The sequence below is a fragment of the Deinococcus sp. NW-56 genome (assembly GCF_002953415.1).
GTDB lineage: Bacteria > Deinococcota > Deinococci > Deinococcales > Deinococcaceae > Deinococcus.
Map to the genome: position 1 here is coordinate 1,108,923 of NZ_CP026516.1, position 16,140 is coordinate 1,125,062.

Consider the following 16,140-nt stretch of genomic DNA (forward strand, 5'->3'; position numbering starts at 1 on the left):
AGAGGCAGCAGGCGTGCCCTCGCTGGCGGCTGGCGGCTGGAAGCTGGCCGCTTCAAATCCCCTCCACCCCGATCTTCTCCAGGCCCACGTTCAGCCGCTCGCGGCTCAGCCCGCCCCGGTCCACGTGGCGGATGATGCCCTCCTGGTCAATGAACACGGTCTCGGGAATCCCCGCCACCCCGTAGTTGATTCCGGTCTTGATGCCGGGATCGCGCAGGTTGGGATAGGCCAAGGCGTACTCGCGGATAAAGTCGCGGGCGTTCTGCTCCTTGGTCTCCTGAAAAAGGATGCCCAGGATGGCAGGGCCGTTCTCGCCGCCCCGCTTCTCGCCCAGTTCGCGGAAGAGCGGCGCTTCCTCACGGCACGGCTCGCACCACGAGGCCCAGAAGTTCAGCACGACCGGGCGGCCCTGCAATGCAGCGAGGCTCACCTGCGCCCCGTCCAGGCTTTCCAGCGTGAACTCGGGCGCGGGCTTGCCCACCAGGGGGCCGCCGTCGGTGGCATTGCGGGAGGGGCTGAGCAGCGCCACGCCCAGCACCGCCACCAGCGTGGCCGCCAGCACGGGCGGAAGCAGTCGCCGCCACAGGGGCGCGGGAGCGGGGGTCGGATTGGAAGAAGGGGAGAGTTCAGTCATGGTGATTCACTCGCTGTGTGTTCTCCCTCCCTCCTTGTGGGGGAGGGTCGGGGTGGGGGGTGGCAAGCGCCAGCTTGCCCTCTTCGCCGTCCAGTCAACGTCACGCGGCATCCCCTCAGTCCGTCGCCGGAGCCGCCTGCAACGCCGGGGCACGGGCCGGAGCGCGGCGCGGGGTCACCAGGGTCAGCCCCGCCCCCAGCACCACGATCAGGGTGCCCCACCAGATCCACGACACCAGCGGGCTTTCAATCAGCCGCACGCTCGCCCACTTCCCCCCTGGATCGAAGGCGGTCACCACGAGGTAGGTGTCGCCTAGCAGCCCGTAGCGCACCGCGGGGGTGGCGAAGAGCGTGTCCCCTCCCTGAACGTACGTATTCAACCGCGCCTCAAAGAGTTCTTCGTCGATAAGCACCTGCGCGACGATAGATCTCCCGTAAGGTTGTTGAACAGGCCGGATCGTTTGCAGGGCAACGGACTCGTTCAACAACTTCGTGGGGGCCGCGCCCACGTTCAGCGTGACCTGCGCGTCCTGCCGGTACGCCGACGAGAACGCGATGCCCAGCGCCATCACGACCAGCCCGACGTGCGCGAGGTACGCGCCGTAGCGCCGGGGCTGCTCGCGCACGAGGCCCACCACGCCGCCCCGCCCGCTCGCCCGGGACGCCCGCAGCGCCCGCCCGGTCAGCAGGCCCAGCCCCACCACGTTGTAGGCCGACAGCCCCACCGTCGCCAGCACACCGACGCCGCGAATCCCGAAGGCGTAGGCGATCACCGCCGCGCCTGCCCCCGCCAGCAGCAGGGGACGCAGTGCCCGCCACAGTCCCTGCCCCTCGGCCCGGCGCCAGGGGAGCAGCGGCCCCACGCCCATCATCAGCAGCAGGCCCAGCCCCAGCGGAATGGCGAAGGCGTTGTAAAAGGCCGGGCCGACCGACGTGTCCCGCCGCCCCTGCACCGCCTCCACGATGGTGGGGAAGAGGGTGCCCACCAGCACCATCACCGCGAACACCAGGAACAGCCAGTTGCCCGCCAGGAACGCTCCCTCGCGGCTCAGGGCGGCGGGCGGCTCGCCCTCGTCGCGCAGGTGCGGCGCCCGCCACGCGGCCAGCCCGATGCCCGCGACCAGCAGGAAGGCGAGGAACCCCAGGAACACCGGTCCCACCGGCCCCCCGGCGAAGGCGTGCACGCTCTGCACGATGCCCGAGCGGTTCAGGAAGGTGCCCAGCACCGTGGACGCGTACGCCAGCACGATCAGCCACACGTTCCACGAGCGCATCAGGCCGCGCCGCTCCTGAATCTGAATGGAGTGCAAGAAGGCGGTCGCCAGCAGCCAGGGGATGAAGGAGGCGTTCTCCACCGGGTCCCAGGCCCAGTACCCGCCCCAGCCCAGCGTCTCGTAGCTCCACCACCCGCCCGCGACGATGGCGGCGGTCAGCAGCGCCCACGCGGTCAGCGTCCAGCGCCGCGTCACGACGACCCAGTGGTCCGACAGCCGCCCGGTCACCAGCGCGGCCACCGCGTAGGCGAAGGGCACCGCCAATCCCACGAAGCCCAGATACAGCAGCACCGGGTGAACGGCCATCATCCAGTGGTTTTGCAGGGCGGGGTTCGGTCCACGCCCGTCCGCCGGAATCTGGGCCAGCGGAGTAAAGGGGCTGGCGACCGTCGCGCAGATGCCCACGAAAAAGAGCAGGCTGGCGTACATCGCGGCCAGTGCCCAGGGCCGCAGCGCGTCGCGCCGCAGGGTCAGGCTGAGGATGAAGGCGTACCCCGCCAGCAACCACGCCCACAGCAGGATGGAGCCTTCCAGCGCTCCCCACAGGCTGGTCACCTTGATCCACGTCGGAGAGGCCCGCATGGAATGCTCGGCCACGTACCGCACCGAGAAGTCGTCGCCCAGCAGCGCCGCCATCAGCGTGAGGGTGGACAGGCTGACGAGTGCGAACACGGCCCACACCGCCCGCCGCGCCGCCTCGGTCGCCCGCGCGTCGGCCTTGAGCCCCCCGAGGGCGGCGAGCCAGGTGCCGCCCAGGGTGAAGGCGAGGGCCGCCAGCAGCGAGAGCTGCCCCAGCGCCCCCAGTGGGCTGGCGTCAAAGGAAATCAGATTCAGCACGTTGTCACCTGCAGGAGTCCGGAGACTTCACTCCAGCCCCAGCGCTCCGCTTTGGTGCTTCCATTGCGCTCCGGACTCTTCAATTCCTGCTCCCTGTCGGTCGGGTTCTCACGAACCGGAATCACTCGGCCTGCCGCAGCAGGTCCTTCAGCTCCGCCTGCGTCTGCGGCACGTTGTACTCCTCGGAGTGCTTCACCACGAGTTCGGACGCATGGAAGGTGTCGCCCTGGAACTCGCCGCGCACCACGACCCCCTGGTCTTCCTTGAACAGGTCGCTCACCGCCCCGGTGTACTGCACGGGAAAGGAGGCGCTGCCGTCGGTCACGTTGAACCGCAGGTCCAGCGTCTGCGGGTTGTACTGCACGGCCTTGACCAGCCCGCCGATCCGCAGCGGGCGGCCTTCCAGCTCGGCGCGTTGCTGCACGTACTCGGTCGGCGTCACGAAGTACTCCAGGCTCTTGCCCAGGTTCCCGAAGGCCAGGAAGGCCGTCAGGCCCACCAGCGCCAGCACGCCCAGCACGGTGGGCAGCGGGTTTTTCTTGCGCCGCCGCGCCTGGGGCAGGGGGTTGGGAACTGTCATCGCCGCTCCTCCTCGTCCCGAACCTGCCGCAGCCGCCACCACATCCAGCCCAGGTAGCCCACCAGCAGCAGGAACGTCACGACGTACACGACCACGACGTATCCGGTGTACTTATCCACGGGCGACCTCCATGCTCTTCAAGTCTTCCATCAGTTCGCGTTCCTCGCGGGCGTCCTCGCGGGCAGCCAGGATGCCGCGCACCCGCAGCAGGTAGGCGTACAGCAGGGTAAAGGCCAGCGTGGCGACGAGCAGCACCCAGCCGTAGATGGGCGCGGCGTCGAAACGGATGCCGCCCAGCAGCTTCAGCGTCTGCGTCTGGTGCACCCCGCGCCACCACTCCACCGCCATGTAGTTGACCGGCACGTACAGGGTGCCCACCAGCCCCACCACGGCGGCGACGCGGGCGCGGCGGTCCGGGTCGTCGATCAGGGAGCGGATCAGGAGGTAGCCCCCGTAGATCACGATGCTCAGGGCGGTGGTCGTCAGCCGGGCGTCCCACACCCAGTAGGCGCCCCAGGTCGGCTTGGCCCACAGCATCCCGCCCACGATGGTGGACACCGTGAACAGCACGCCGATCTCGGCACTCGCCATCGCCAGGCGGTCCCAGCGGCGCTGCCGGGTCAGCAGGTACAGCAGCCCGAACAGGCCCGTGCCGCCGTAGGCGAGGTAGCTCAGCCACGCGCTGGGGACATGCACGAAAAACAGGCGCACCAGCGACCCCTGGTTGAGGTCGAGGGGGGCACTCAGGCCCAGAGCCACGGCCACCCCCAGGCTCAGCAGGGTGGCGAGGCCCAGCCCCGTCGTCACGCGGTCTTGTTTCATCTCAGGTCCCCCATTCTCACCCGCACCCCCTGCCCCACACCGTGAGGCCGGTGGGCGCAGGAATCCTTCGTGCGCCCAAGATCGCGTCCCGGTGGGCCTGGGGACAAGTGCGAGTGTCCCCGGCAGAGGCTATCAGGAGCACTGCTTTTGCCCAGAGCTCATAGCCTCTGCCGCGCCTGCTACCGTGAGGATCACCCTTTCCCCTTTCCCGGAGGCTCCATGAAGCGTTCCCGCGTTCTGCCCGTGCTGGTCCTCGCCGCCGTTTCTGCCGCGCTGCTGGCCGCCTGTGCTCCGTCAGCCACCGCGCCCGCCGCAGCTCTCCCCGACCCCGCTGGCTACCGCCCCGCCGACGTGACCGTCCCGGTGCCCGGCATCGGCGCGGTGGGCCGCTGGATGATCACCAAGGACCTCGTGCCCGCGACGTGGCTGGGCGAGAAGGTCGGCGGGCGCACCCTGCGCGAACCCATCAACGTGCTGCTGATCGACCGGGGCGCCCGCACCCCCCAGGAGGCCACCACCCGCCTGCTCGCCGCGATGCGGGCGGCCGGGTATCCCCCGCGCGGCGGCCACTCCACCGGCTACTGGGGCGAGGTCGGTGGGCAGCTCTACCCCATGCTGCCCACCGGCAGGGGAGAAGCCTTCAGCGACGCGCCGTTCTGGCTGCCCAACAACCACGGGCGCATCTTCGGCCCGGTGGCGGTGGAGGGCGGGTACGCCTTTACCGGGGCCTTCAGCTTGGAGGGCGTGCGCATCTACCCCACGCTGGGCCACCCCTACCGCTCCTTCCAGGTGTCGCGCGAGGACCTCGCGGACAAGTTGAATGCGGCGTCGGTCTACAAACGCGCCGGATACGTGGAGATGGGGTCGCGCCTGGACACGGCGACGGAGACGACCGGGGACCACGACGGGCGGGCGGTGCTGCTGGTGGCGGGGGGATAGGGTTACCCCTCCACCGCAAATCCGAACAGCAGCGTCGCCAGGATCACTGTCCCCACGTCGAAGCCCGCCAGAAAGATCAGCCACGTCGTGACCTCGCCCGACCAGCCGCCCGCAAGCAGCAGGCTGGTCGCCTTCACGGTGGCGATCACCACCGGCACGAGGATGGGAAAGGCCAGCGCGGGCAGCAGGGCCTCGCGGGCGCGGAGGTTCACCGTGATCGCGCTGTAGAAGGTGGTCCCGGCGCTCAGCCCCAGGATGCCCAGCGCGGTCACGAGGGTCAGTGCTCCCCACGGCACGGCCTGCCCGGCTCCCGCCGCCCCGAACAGCAGCAGGCCGGTGGGCAGGGTGAAGGCCGCCACCACCGCCAGCGGCCCCAGCACCCCCAGCAGTTTGCCCAGGTACAGCGCCCCGTGCGGCCCCGGATACAGCAACAGTTGCTCCAGTGCCCCGGCCTCCTGCTCCTGCGCGAAGGCCCGCCCCGCGCCCACCGCCGCCGCGAGCGCGAGGGCCGTCCAGACCGCTCCCGCCGCCAGCCCCGCCGTCTGGGTGGGGGAGCGCCCCGCCGTGTCCCCGCCCAGCGCGAGGCCCAGCACCAGCAGCACCAGCCCGGCGAAAAAGGCGGTGGCGAGCAGCGTGTCGCGGGTTCGCCCGGCCACCCGCAGGTCCTTGGCGGCGAGGGTCAGGACGGTGGACCGGGGGCGAGGGTTGGGGGCGGCGGAGGACGGACGCTCGCCCATGCCCCACGTTCTACGCTCCACGGTCCTCCTCCACCCGGCCCGCCGCCAGCCGCACCGCTCGCGGCGCCACCTGCCGCGCCAGCCCCGGCTCGTGGGCGGCGATCACCAGGGTCACGCCCTGCCCCGCGAGGTCGCCCAGCAACTCCAGCACCAGCGCCCGGCCCCCCTCGTCCAGGTTGGCGAAGGGCTCGTCCACCAGCGTGACCGGGCGGGCCAGCAACCAGGCCCGCGCCAGGGCCAGCCGCTTGCGCATCCCCGCCGAGAGGAACCGCGCCCGCCGGTTCGCGGCCCCCGCCAGCCCCACCCGCGTCAGCGCTCCCGCCACGTCGCCGGGCTGTCCGTGCATCCGCAGGGCGAAGGCCAGATTCTCCGTACAGGTCAGGTCCGGGTACAGCCCCGCGTCCACCGGCATCAGGTGAACGTGGTCGCGCACGGCCCGGCTGTCGCGCAGGTCGTAGCCCAGCACCCGCCCCTCCCCCCGCGTGGGCCGCAGTCCCGACGCCAGCACCCGCAGCAGCGTGGTCTTGCCCGCGCCGTTCTCGCCCAGCAAGGTGATCCCCTCCCCGGCGGGCACGTCCAGCGTCACCCCGCGCAGGATGACCTCGCGGCCCAGCCGCAGCCAGAGGTCACGCAGTTGCAGGGCTTGGGGGGCCGTTGGAGGGGAGGCGGGGTGCGGACTCACACCCTCAGCCACGCGGGCATCACCTCATAGAAGAAGGTCGCCAGCCGCGTGAACTGCCCGGTCAGCATCAGCACGCCGACAAGCACGAGGACCGCGCCGCCCACCTTCTCGAAGACTCCCGCATAGCGGTTGAGCCGCCGCAGGTTCAGGCGGTCCCACAGCAGCGCCGCGATCAGGAAAGGCACGGCCAGCCCCACGGTGTAGGCGGCCAGCAGCCCCACGCCCGTGCCCAGGCTGGTGGTGCTCGCCGCCAGACCCAGGATGCTCCCCAGTGCCGGACCGAGGCAGGGACTCCACCCGAAGGCGAAGGCCGCGCCCAGGGCGACCGGGCCGTAGCCCCCGGCGTTCGCCAGCGCCCGCGTGTCGCGCATCAGGAAGGGCAGGCGCACCACCCCCAGCATCACCAGCCCGAAGAAGAGGATCAGGACCGCTGCCACCTGTCCCAGCAGAATCTTGTGCGGGGCGAGGAGGGCGCCCAGCGTGCTGGCAGTCGCCCCCAGCGCGATAAATACCAGCCCGAAGCCCAGGATGAACCCCAGCGCCCGCCCCAGCGGCGCCCGCGCTCCCCCGATCACCCCGAGGTAACTGGGCACCAGCGGCAGCACGCAGGGGCTGAGAAAAGAGATCAGCCCTGCCAGAAAGGCCACCGTGATGGACGGGGCACTGGGAGCGGTCAACATGGGCCGAGTCTAGCGGGGTGGGGGAGGGCCGGGCGTCCCCCGGTGATCTGAAGCCGTTCCTGCCTTCCGGTCGGGGGGGGGCGGGCCTACCCTGGGGCATGGCCGACGCCTTCTCTCCACCCCTGATTTTCGTCTACAACGCCGACGGCGGCGTGGTGAATGGGCTCAAGGACCTGTGGCACAAGACCGTCTCGCCGCAGACCTACGCCTGCTCGCTGTGCGCGGTGACCTACGGCCCGCTGGGCATGCGGCGCGAGTGGCGCGAGTTTCTGCGCGGGCTGCGGCGCGAGGTCCGCTTCCTGCACCGCGACGAACTGGCCGTCGAGTTCGGTCTGCGCGGGGTGCCTCTTCCGGTCGTCTACGAGCTGAGGCCGGACGGCACCCTGGGCGAGTGGCTTCCGGCCTCCGAATTGCGGGCCGTCACGACGCTGGACGAGCTGATGGAGCGGGTGGCGGAGCGGCTCTGACTCCGGCTCAGCCGATATTCAGCCCCACGTCGAAGGTCGCCCGGTAGCCCTTCTCCGGGCTGCCGACCAGGCTCAGCAGCAACTGATTCCCGCCGTTGCGGTAGATCCCGTCATTGGCGTTGAGCGTGTTGCGCCTGCCCTTCCGGCTGTAAGGAGCGCGGGCATGGACGCGGTCGGTGACCTCCTCGGGAAAGAAGAGCTGGGAGGTGAACTCGCCCGTCACCCGGCCCGCCGCGTTCAGGGGCCGCAGCTTGAAGTGGAGGTGCACCGCCCGGCCCGGATACCACCCCGGATAGACGGTGGTGAAGGTGGCCCGGCCCCGCGCGTTCGTGACCTGGGCACCGCGCAGAAAGTCCCCGGTGTTGCCCTGCACGTCGGAATAGACGCCCAGGGCGTCGCACTGCCACACGTCGATCAGCACGTTCGCGCGGGGCTGGCAGCTTCCGACCGCCACCCGCGAGGTCACGAACTCCAGCGTCAGCGGTACGCCCTCGCTGACCTTCCCGGTCGTGGTGTCCCGGCGAATGTCGCCGCGTCGGAGGCCCTCGTCCACGTAGTACGGTCCCTCGGTCATCGCGGGGCGGACCACGCAGCCGGGCAGCCCGGTCACGCCGCTCGTGCCCGCGCTGGTGCCTCCCGCGCCGCCGGGAGGAGCGCCCCGCTGGGCCAGGACTCCACCCGCCGCGAGGGCCGCCGCGCCGCCGCCCAGACCCAGCAGCCGCAGAGCACGCCTCCGGTCCAGCAGGGTGCCGACCATCTCGTCGTCGTTGTCGCTGTCCGGGTGCTGAGGGTGGGGATTCATAGGGCACCTCCTTGAAAGGTGCCTTCAGCGTAGGGCCAGGCGGTTAAAGGGGCGTTGGAGGGGACGGGGCGGTCACCACGCGGCGGAGCCCCTGTCTACTTGCCCCCAGATGCATCCGCCGCCTTGCCCAGTTCCCCGAAGGCCAGCTCCACCTCCAATTGCGCCACCTTGAGCGCCAGCGAGGCGACCGACGCCGCCAGCGGTTCGCGGGCATGGGTGCAGGCCGCGTTCACGCCCTCCTGGATGGAGAGCAGCGCACTCCGGGCCTGCGAGGCGGCGAGGTACAGGCTGGCGTTGGTCGGCGTCGCGCTGGCCGTGTACACGTTCCGCTGACCCGTCACCAGTTCGTTTCCCCGGTCCAGCAGCGTCTGGACCTTCCTGGGCATGAACTGACACGCCTCGGCCCGCCGCGTTCCCGTGACCGCCCGTGCCAGTTCGGTCCGCGCCTCGAACACCAGGCTGCTGACCTGGCCGACATACCCGCTCAACGTGCCCGGCGTGACGGGCGCCGCCGGTGCGGTCTGTGCAGAAGCGTGCTGCGCCGTGAGCAGGGCGGCGACCCAGAGTAGTCGTTTCATGGTGCTCTCAAGGTACAGGCTTGGTGGGGGCGCGGGGGGCGAGAGCCGTCGCCGCGTCCCCACAGCCGAGGGGCGGCCCCCCTTGGAAGGCCGCCCCCGGCGGACTGGAAGGGTGAGGTGCTTACGCCCCGGCGGGCTGGCTGGTCTTCTTGCGGCGCCGGGCCTGCCACTCTTCGAGCCACACGACCATCGGGGCCACGATGTAGATCGAGGAGTAGGTGCCCACCAGAATCCCGACGAGCAGGATCAGCGCGAAGTCGCGCAGCACCGGCCCGCCCAGCACCAGCAGGCTGACGAGCGGCAGCATGGCGCTGATGGAGGTCATCACCGTGCGCGAGAGCGTCTGGTTGATGGAGGTGTTCACGATCTCGCGGTAACTCGCCCCACGCATCAGGCGCAGGTTCTCGCGGATGCGGTCGGAGATGATGATCGAGTCGTTCAGCGAGTAGCCGATCAGGGTCAGCAGCGCCGCCACCGTCCCCACCGTGAATTCCAGCCCCAGCAGGCTGAAGAGGCCCATCGCGATCGCCACGTCGTGGATCGCGGCCACCACGCTGCCCAGCCCCATCGTGAAGTCGAAGCGGAAGCCCACGTACACCAGGATCAGTCCCAGCCCCAGCAGCGCGGCGAGCGCGGTGTTGCGGGTGAGTTCCTGCCCCACGGCGGGGCCGACCGTCTCGCGGGCCAGCACCTGACCGCCCGGCAGCTCGCCGATGGCGGCCGTGAGCTGGTCGGCCTCGGGAGCGGTCAGTTCCGGCACCTTCACGCTGTACTGCACGCCCCCGGCCACGGGCGTCAGCTCCCGCTGAATGGTCGCGTTCTGGGCGTTCACTTTCTCCAGCCCCGCGCCCGCCACCACCCCGCGCACCTGCTCGGTCGAGGTGTTCGCCGCCGTGCGGACGGTCAGGGTGGTCCCGGAGGTGAAGTCCACCCCGTAGTTCAGGCCCTTGGTCGCCAGCATCAGCCCGCCGCCCAGTGCCAGCAGCACGCTGAGGGTGGTCACGATCGGCGCGGCCTTCATGAACTGGATGTTCGTCTTGCCAATGCGGGTGGGCGCGGAGATGTTCGGCTTCCGCTGCGCGAGCCACTGCATGAACCACTTGGCGAACACGAGGTTCGAGAAGGTCGAGATGACCACACCGATAATCAGGGTGACGGCAAAGCCCTTCACGGCGCCCGTCGAGTAGTTGTAGAGGGCCAGCGCCGAGAGGATCTGCGCGGCGTTCACGTCGAGAATGGCGACCGTGGACTGCTCGTACCCGGCGCCGATGGCGTTGCGGATGCCCTTGCCCCGGCGCATCTCTTCCTTGATGCGCTCGAACGACACCACGTTGCCATCGACCGCGCCGCCGATGGTGAGGACCAGTCCGGCGATGCCCGGCAGCGTCAGGGTGACCCCGAAGCCGCCCAGCGCCCCCAGAATCACGATGGCCGAGAACAGCAGGCCCAGGGCGCCCACCAGCCCGAACCAGAAGCCGTAGTACAGGAACAGCATGGCGAACACCAGCACGATGCCCACCGCCGAGGCGATGGCGCCGCTGCGAATCGCGTCCGCGCCCAGCGTCGGCCCGATGGCGCGTTCGGCCTCGGTCTTGATCTCGATGGGCAGCGCCCCCGATTGCAGCACCAGTGCGAGTTGGCTGGCTTCCTCGGCGTCGAAGTCCCCGGTGATCTGCACGTCGCGGAAGAGGCGCTGCTGGATGGTGGCGACCGACTGAATCTGGTCGTCCAGCACCACCGCCATCAGCTTGCCGACGTTCTGGCCGGTGAACTCCCCGAACTTCTTCGCGCCCTCTTCGGTGTTCTGGAAGGTCACGACCCAACCCCGCCCGTTGGGGTCGGTGGTGGACTGCGCGTTGTCGATGACCTCGCCTGTCGCCTGCACTGGGCCGAGGTCTTCGAGGGTGTAGCCACCCGTCGCGGGCTTCTGCTGCGCGAGGGCCGGGTCAGGCTGCGCCCCGTCCTGCACGATGCGGAACTCCAGCCGCGCCGTCTGTCCGATGATGTCCCGCGCCCGCTGCTGCACGGCGGGGGTCGCCCCCGGAATCTCGACCACCACGCGCTTGCCGCCCGCCACCGTGACGGTCGGTTCGGCCACGCCCAGCGCGTTGATGCGGTTCTCGATGACGGTCTTGACCCGGTCGAGTTCCTCGCGGGTGGCGTTGGGGTTTTCCGGCGCGAGTTCGATGCGCAGGCCGCCCTTGAGGTCGAGGCCCAGCGTCATGAACTGGTAGTTGTCGTCCCAGAGGGTCCAGAGGTTCTTGGTGTGCTCCCAGGGGCGCCAGATGTACAGCAGGCCGCCCAGCAGGGTCAGCACCAGGAGCAGCGCGGTCCAGGGGTTGGGCTTGCTGGCCGTCGGCGCCGGGCGCCGGGGCGGGGGCCGCCGGTTGCGGTTGGGGTTGGAATAGGTCACGGAAAAACTCCTGCACGGGGGAAGGATGGAGGGGCGAAGGCGGCCACCTTTCCCTCAGCCCCCGTCGGTCTGCCGCCGACCCAGCAGTGCGAGGCTGGGAGACAGGGTGGGCGCCGTCCAAACCGGTAGGGGAGCCGCGCGGCGCCGGGCCTGCGGTGGGGTCCACAGCGGCGCGGGGGGAGTCCCCGCGAGCAGATTCGGCCACGCCGGAGCCGGAGCGGGCGCGGGCCGCAACTCGGGCAGCGCCGGGGCGACCGGAGCCGCCGCCACACGCGGGCCGGAGGTGCCCTCCGCCGGGACCGGGGCCTGCTGGCCCAGCAGCACCGCCAGCACCGAGAGCAGGGTCAGCAGCCCCGGCCAGGCCCGCAGCCTCGCCGCCCACCCGGTCAGGGGCGGCAAGTTGGGGCGGGGTTCGTGGGGCTGGGGCATGGCAGGTGGGAAGCGCGGACGGCCGCGCAGTGCTCCGGAGGATAGCAAAGGGTTGATGAAGAAACGGGTCGAGGTGCCTTCTTCCTCTAGCGCCCACTTAACCGTCCCGGCTCACCCTGCGCCTGTCCCGGCGAAGGTCGCCGGGCCGCGTCCACCCAGGAGTGATCCCATGAGCAAGCCAGGCCGCCAGACCCTCTTTGCCCTCGCCGCCGTACCCCTGACCGCTGGCCTCGTGCTGGCGGCGAGCAGCACGACTCCCTCTGCCCAGCCCTCTTCTTCCCAGACCCCCCAGCGGGTGCAGCCCAGCCAGCCGGGCACCAGTCAGACTCAGCCGTCCCCGAACCCGTCGCCCTCCACCGTCACCAACTACGCCGACGTGTTCCTCCAGAAGCTCGCTGCCGCGCTCGGCGTGACCGTGGAGCGCCTGAAGGCAGCGGCCCTGTCGGCAGGGAGCGCCACCGTAGATCAGGCGGTGGGAGCGGGCGACCTGTCCGCCGAGCAGGCCGCTCGGATCAAGGAGCGGATGCAGAACGATCCGCTGCGCTTCGGCTTCGGCCGGGGCGGATTCGGGCGCGGGGACCATGAGCACGGCCCCGGTGGGCGCGGGTTCGGCCGCGACTTCGGGCACCACGGCGGCGAGCGCGGCAGCTTCGGTGGACAGGACCAAGGCAGTGCTCCCGCGCAGGAAGAGGTGGGCGCGGCCGAGATGGGCACCTGACCTTTCCGCCCACCGTGGCCTTTAGGCCCTGAGAAGGACCACAACAACGGAGAGGGGCGGCCCCCACCGGGAAACCGCCCCTCTCTTGCTGAATGCGGATGGCTCAGCGCTGGCTTACGCCTGCTCGACTTCCACCATCTCGCTGGCCTCGATGATGTCGCCGATTTCCACGCCGTCCCAGTCCAGGTTAATGCCGCACTCGTAGCCGGTCTGCACCTCGCGCACGTCGTCCTTGAAACGCTTGAGGCCCACCAGGGTGCCCTCGTAGACGACCTGCTTGCCGCGCGTGACCTTGGCCTTGGCGTTGCGGCGCAGCATCCCATCGGTCACGTAGGACCCGGCGATGTTGCCGCTCTTGGGGTGCCGGATGACCATGCGGACCTCGGCGCGGCCCAGGTAACGCTCCTCGAAGACGGGGTCGAGGTTGCCCTTGATCAGGCGGTCGACCTCGTCAATGAGTTCGTAGATGATCCGGAAGGACTTGATCTCGATGCCCTTGGACTCGGCGACCTTCTTCACGCCGCCCGAGGGCGTCACGCTGAAGCACAGGATGGTCGCGTCGGCGGTCGAGGCGAGCAGCACGTCGCCTTCCGTGGGCGCCCCGATTCCGGCGAGCATGACGTTGAGCTTGACGTCCTCGCTCTCCTTGCGGGCCAGGATGCCCTGGATCGCTTCCACGCTGCCCTGGGTGTCGGCCCGCAGGATCAGGTTGACGGTGCGCGTCTCCCCGAGTTCGCCCATCATCTCCTCGAGGGTCAGGCGGCGGCGCTCGCGGGCGTTCTCCGCGTCGCGGCGGTCACTGGCCCGCTGCGCGATGACTTCACGGGCGGCGTGCTCGTTCTTGGCGCTCAGGACCGTCTCGCCGCTGGCCGGGGCCTCGGAGAAGCCCAGGATCTGCACCGGGGTGCTGGGGCCAGCCTCCTTGAGGCGCCCACCCGCCGAGTCCGTCATCGCCTTGATCTTGCCGTAGCCCTCGCCGACGACCAGGAAATCCCCGACGCGCAGGGTGCCCTGCTGCACCATCACGGTGGCGAGCACGCCCGCCTGACGGTCCACCCGGCTCTCGATGATGACGCCCGAGAAGGGGGCCTTGGGATCGGCCCGCAGGTCCTCGAGTTCGGCCGTCAGGCTGATGTACTCCAGCAGGTCCTCGACGCCCTCGCCCGTCTTGGCGCTGACGGGCACGACGACCAGATCACCGCCGTACTCTTCCGGCACGAGGTTGAGCTGGGTGAGGTCGGTCTTGACCCGCTCGGGGTCGGCCTGCGGCAGGTCCACCTTGTTGATCGCCACGATCATGGGGACCTTGGCGGCCTGCGCGTGCGCGATGGCCTCGCGGGTCTGCGGCATCAGCGAGTCGTCGGCGGCGATCACGATGATGGCGATGTCCGCGACGTTCGCCCCACGGGCGCGGATGGTCGTGAACGCCTCGTGGCCCGGCGTGTCGATAAAGACGATGCGGCCCTTGCTGGTCTGCGCCTCGAAGGCACCGACATGCTGGGTGATGCCGCCCGCTTCCTTGGCGGCAACCTTCGTCTTGCGGATGTAGTCGAGCAAGGAGGTCTTGCCGTGGTCGACGTGCCCCATGATCGTGACCACCGGGGCGCGGTGGGGCACTTCAGGGGCGGCGGGGGCCGCTTCGGGCTCGCGCTCGGCGGTCGCCGTGGCGCTGGGGGCCGGGGAGGCACTCTGGCTGGGAGCCGCCTCGGGCGTCTCGCCCTGAGCCTGGGCCGCCGTTCGGGGCGGGGCCGCCCCCTCGGTGAGGTCCGGGGTGGCTTCGGCGGGGGTTGCCGCGCCGTCCCCAGCTTCATCGGCCAGAATCTGCTTGATCAGCTCGACGGTGTCTTCCTCGATGGTGCTGCTCACGCTCTTGTACGACACGCCGAGGCCGTCGAGGATCTCCAGCATCTTGTGGTTGTCCACGCCCAGATCCTTGGCGAGGGTATAGATACGAACTTTCGACATGCTCACCTCCGGTGAGGCCTGCGCCGTGGCAGGCAGGGGGTTCAGGTTGTCATGGTCGGTCTGGGGCCTGTGCCCTTAAGCTGGGGCAGCGGAGGACGCGTGCAGCGCCGCGCTCACCGCCGGGGCGTCTCCCCGGAAGGTCCGGCGCAGCCGCTTCTCGGCCCAGCACCCCGGCGAGTCGGCGCACACGTAGGCGCCGCGTCCGGTGCGGCCCTTCTGAGCACCGGGAGCCACCTGCCACCCGCCCGCCGCGTCCCGGCTCACGCGCAGCAGCTCGGCCTGGGGCCGCTTCGTGCGGCAGGCCACGCAGGTGCGCTCGGGAACGTGGGCGGTGGGGGAGGAGGCGGTCACCGTGGGGTCACTCCGCCTGGTCGTCCGGACTGGCGGTCGCCACCGACTTGCTGTCCTTGAACAGCGCGTCGAAGGCGGACGCGGCGCCCGAGCGGCTGCCCGCGCCCGTCTGCTCTTCCTGCATCGCCTGCTGCATCGCCGCGTCGAGGTCGGAAACGGCGGCGGTCTCGCGCAGGTCGATCTTGTGCCCGGTCAGCTTGGCCGCGAGCCGGACGTTCTGGCCGCCCTTGCCAATCGCGAGCGAGAGCTGGTCAGGCATCACGGTGACGGTGGCCTCGTTCTCCTCGATCTCGATGGGGCCGACCTTGGCGGGCGAGAGCGCGTTGCGGATGAACTCGCGGGCGTTGGGGTCCCACAGAATCACGTCCACGCGCTCGCGGCCGAGTTCGCCGGTCACGGCCTGGATGCGGTTGCCTCGGTGCCCGATGCACGCGCCGATGGGGTCCACGTTGGGGTTGTGCGAGAACACCGCCACCTTGGAGCGCTGCCCCGCCTCCCGCGCGATCGCCTTGATCTCCACGATGCCGTTGGCGACTTCGGGAATCTCCTGCCGCAGCAGGTACTCCAGCAGGTGCTCGTCGGCCCGGCTCGCCAGGATGGTCGGCCCCTTGGGGGTCTTGCGGACCTCCTTGAGGTAGATCTTGACCCGGTTGCCGGGGGTCAGCTTCTCGCCGGGAATCTGCTCGCGGGGGGGCAGGATGGCTTCTCCAGCGCCGAGTTCGACAAACCAGTTGCCCTTGTTGTCGCTTCTCACGACCTGCGCGGTGAGCACCTGGCCCTCGCGGTCCTTGTACTCGTTGTAGACCACGTTGCGCTCGGTCTCGCGCATCTTCTGGGTCAGGGTCTGCTTGGCGGCTTGCAGGGCGATCCGGGAGAACTTCTCGCGGTCCACCGGAAACTCCATCTCCATGCCGACCTCGACGCCGGGATCGAGTTCGAGCGCGTCCGCGAGGCTGATCTGGAGGTTCTCGTCCTCGACCTTCTCGACGACCTCGCGGACGACGAGCACTTCGAGTTCCCCGCTGACGGGGTCGAGGTGCACTTCGACCCGGCGGTCGGGTTCCACGTTGCGGACGTAGGCCTGCGCGAGCGACTGCTCGAAGGCCTCGATCAGTTGCATCTCGTTGATGTTGCGTTGCTGCGCGACTTCACGCAGCGCGTCGGCGAAATTGAATTCGGGCTGGGTCATCCCAAGTCCTCCTGTATTGAGTTTTATACGGATTCCGTCCGCTT

The 16,140-nt window shown here is 70.0% G+C and carries 18 protein-coding genes; 3 read left to right on the top strand and 15 right to left on the bottom strand.

All coding sequences use genetic code 11. From position 1 onward, the window contains the following. Positions 1-52 precede the first annotated feature (52 nt). From C3K08_RS05620 to ccsA, 5 genes are all read right to left on the bottom strand, one after another. Positions 53-634: a TlpA family protein disulfide reductase gene (locus C3K08_RS05620; RefSeq protein ID WP_104990414.1), complete on the bottom strand. Its 582-nt coding sequence runs from the start codon at positions 632-634 to the stop codon at positions 53-55. 115 nt (positions 635-749) lie between these two features. Continuing rightward, positions 750-2,744, bottom strand: a complete 1,995-nt coding sequence (locus tag C3K08_RS05625) for a heme lyase CcmF/NrfE family subunit (protein WP_104990415.1) — start codon at positions 2,742-2,744, stop codon at positions 750-752. 121 nt (positions 2,745-2,865) lie between these two features. Next, a complete protein-coding gene (ccmE, locus tag C3K08_RS05630; RefSeq protein ID WP_104990416.1) occupies positions 2,866-3,324 on the bottom strand; it encodes a cytochrome c maturation protein CcmE in 459 nt (152 codons plus the stop codon). After that, positions 3,321-3,443, bottom strand: coding sequence for a heme exporter protein CcmD (ccmD, locus tag C3K08_RS05635; RefSeq protein ID WP_104990417.1), 123 nt, complete (start codon positions 3,441-3,443; stop codon positions 3,321-3,323). The genes ccmE and ccmD overlap by 4 nt, the downstream gene beginning before the upstream one ends. Then, on the bottom strand, positions 3,436-4,146 hold the full coding sequence (ccsA, locus tag C3K08_RS05640; RefSeq protein ID WP_104990418.1) for a cytochrome c biogenesis protein CcsA: 711 nt from the start codon (positions 4,144-4,146) through the stop codon (positions 3,436-3,438). Before ccsA ends, ccmD begins: the two co-directional genes overlap by 8 nt. Before the next feature lie 219 nt (positions 4,147-4,365). Between ccsA and C3K08_RS05645 the strand changes: the two genes are divergently transcribed. After that, positions 4,366-5,085: a hypothetical protein gene (locus C3K08_RS05645; RefSeq protein WP_104990419.1), complete on the top strand. Its 720-nt coding sequence runs from the start codon at positions 4,366-4,368 to the stop codon at positions 5,083-5,085. Between the two features lie 2 nt (positions 5,086-5,087). Here C3K08_RS05645 and C3K08_RS05650 read toward each other — a convergent pair whose 3' ends face one another. From C3K08_RS05650 to C3K08_RS05660, 3 genes are read right to left on the bottom strand one after another with little or no spacing between them, the layout of a single operon-like run. Beyond that, complete coding sequence (locus C3K08_RS05650) at positions 5,088-5,822, bottom strand: heme exporter protein CcmB (protein WP_104990420.1); 735 nt, start codon at positions 5,820-5,822, stop codon at positions 5,088-5,090. Between the two features lie 10 nt (positions 5,823-5,832). Continuing rightward, entirely contained in the window at positions 5,833-6,504 is a 672-nt protein-coding gene (ccmA, locus tag C3K08_RS05655) for a heme ABC exporter ATP-binding protein CcmA (protein WP_104990421.1), read from the bottom strand. Beyond that, entirely contained in the window at positions 6,501-7,184 is a 684-nt protein-coding gene (locus C3K08_RS05660) for a cytochrome c biogenesis CcdA family protein (RefSeq protein ID WP_104990422.1), read from the bottom strand. The genes ccmA and C3K08_RS05660 overlap by 4 nt, the downstream gene beginning before the upstream one ends. A 98-nt stretch (positions 7,185-7,282) precedes the next feature. Between C3K08_RS05660 and C3K08_RS05665 the strand changes: the two genes are divergently transcribed. Then, entirely contained in the window at positions 7,283-7,651 is a 369-nt protein-coding gene (locus tag C3K08_RS05665; protein ID WP_104990423.1) for a hypothetical protein, read from the top strand. 7 nt (positions 7,652-7,658) lie between these two features. Here C3K08_RS05665 and C3K08_RS05670 read toward each other — a convergent pair whose 3' ends face one another. The 4 genes from C3K08_RS05670 to C3K08_RS05685 form a co-directional block, all read right to left on the bottom strand. Further along, a complete protein-coding gene (locus C3K08_RS05670) occupies positions 7,659-8,453 on the bottom strand; it encodes an intradiol ring-cleavage dioxygenase (RefSeq protein WP_104990424.1) in 795 nt (264 codons plus the stop codon). A 95-nt stretch (positions 8,454-8,548) separates the two neighbouring features. Continuing rightward, positions 8,549-9,031, bottom strand: a complete 483-nt coding sequence (locus tag C3K08_RS05675; RefSeq protein ID WP_104990425.1) for a hypothetical protein — start codon at positions 9,029-9,031, stop codon at positions 8,549-8,551. 121 nt (positions 9,032-9,152) lie between these two features. Next, the gene (gene secD / locus C3K08_RS05680) at positions 9,153-11,444 is read right to left on the bottom strand and encodes a protein translocase subunit SecD (protein WP_104990426.1); all 2,292 of its coding nucleotides are present in this window, start codon (positions 11,442-11,444) and stop codon (positions 9,153-9,155) included. A gap of 54 nt (positions 11,445-11,498) precedes the next feature. Continuing rightward, a complete protein-coding gene (locus C3K08_RS05685) occupies positions 11,499-11,873 on the bottom strand; it encodes a hypothetical protein (protein WP_234009185.1) in 375 nt (124 codons plus the stop codon). Between the two features lie 169 nt (positions 11,874-12,042). On the opposite strand from C3K08_RS05685, the gene C3K08_RS05690 reads away from it, so the two are divergent. Further along, a complete protein-coding gene (locus tag C3K08_RS05690; protein WP_104990427.1) occupies positions 12,043-12,591 on the top strand; it encodes a hypothetical protein in 549 nt (182 codons plus the stop codon). Between the two features lie 114 nt (positions 12,592-12,705). Here C3K08_RS05690 and infB read toward each other — a convergent pair whose 3' ends face one another. From infB to nusA, 3 genes are all read right to left on the bottom strand, one after another. Further along, entirely contained in the window at positions 12,706-14,556 is a 1,851-nt protein-coding gene (infB, locus tag C3K08_RS05695; protein ID WP_104990428.1) for a translation initiation factor IF-2, read from the bottom strand. A 75-nt stretch (positions 14,557-14,631) separates the two neighbouring features. Further along, complete coding sequence (locus C3K08_RS05700; RefSeq protein WP_104990429.1) at positions 14,632-14,907, bottom strand: YlxR family protein; 276 nt, start codon at positions 14,905-14,907, stop codon at positions 14,632-14,634. Positions 14,908-14,914: 7 nt separating this feature from the next. After that, positions 14,915-16,096, bottom strand: coding sequence for a transcription termination factor NusA (nusA, locus tag C3K08_RS05705; protein ID WP_104990430.1), 1,182 nt, complete (start codon positions 16,094-16,096; stop codon positions 14,915-14,917). Positions 16,097-16,140 lie beyond the last annotated feature (44 nt).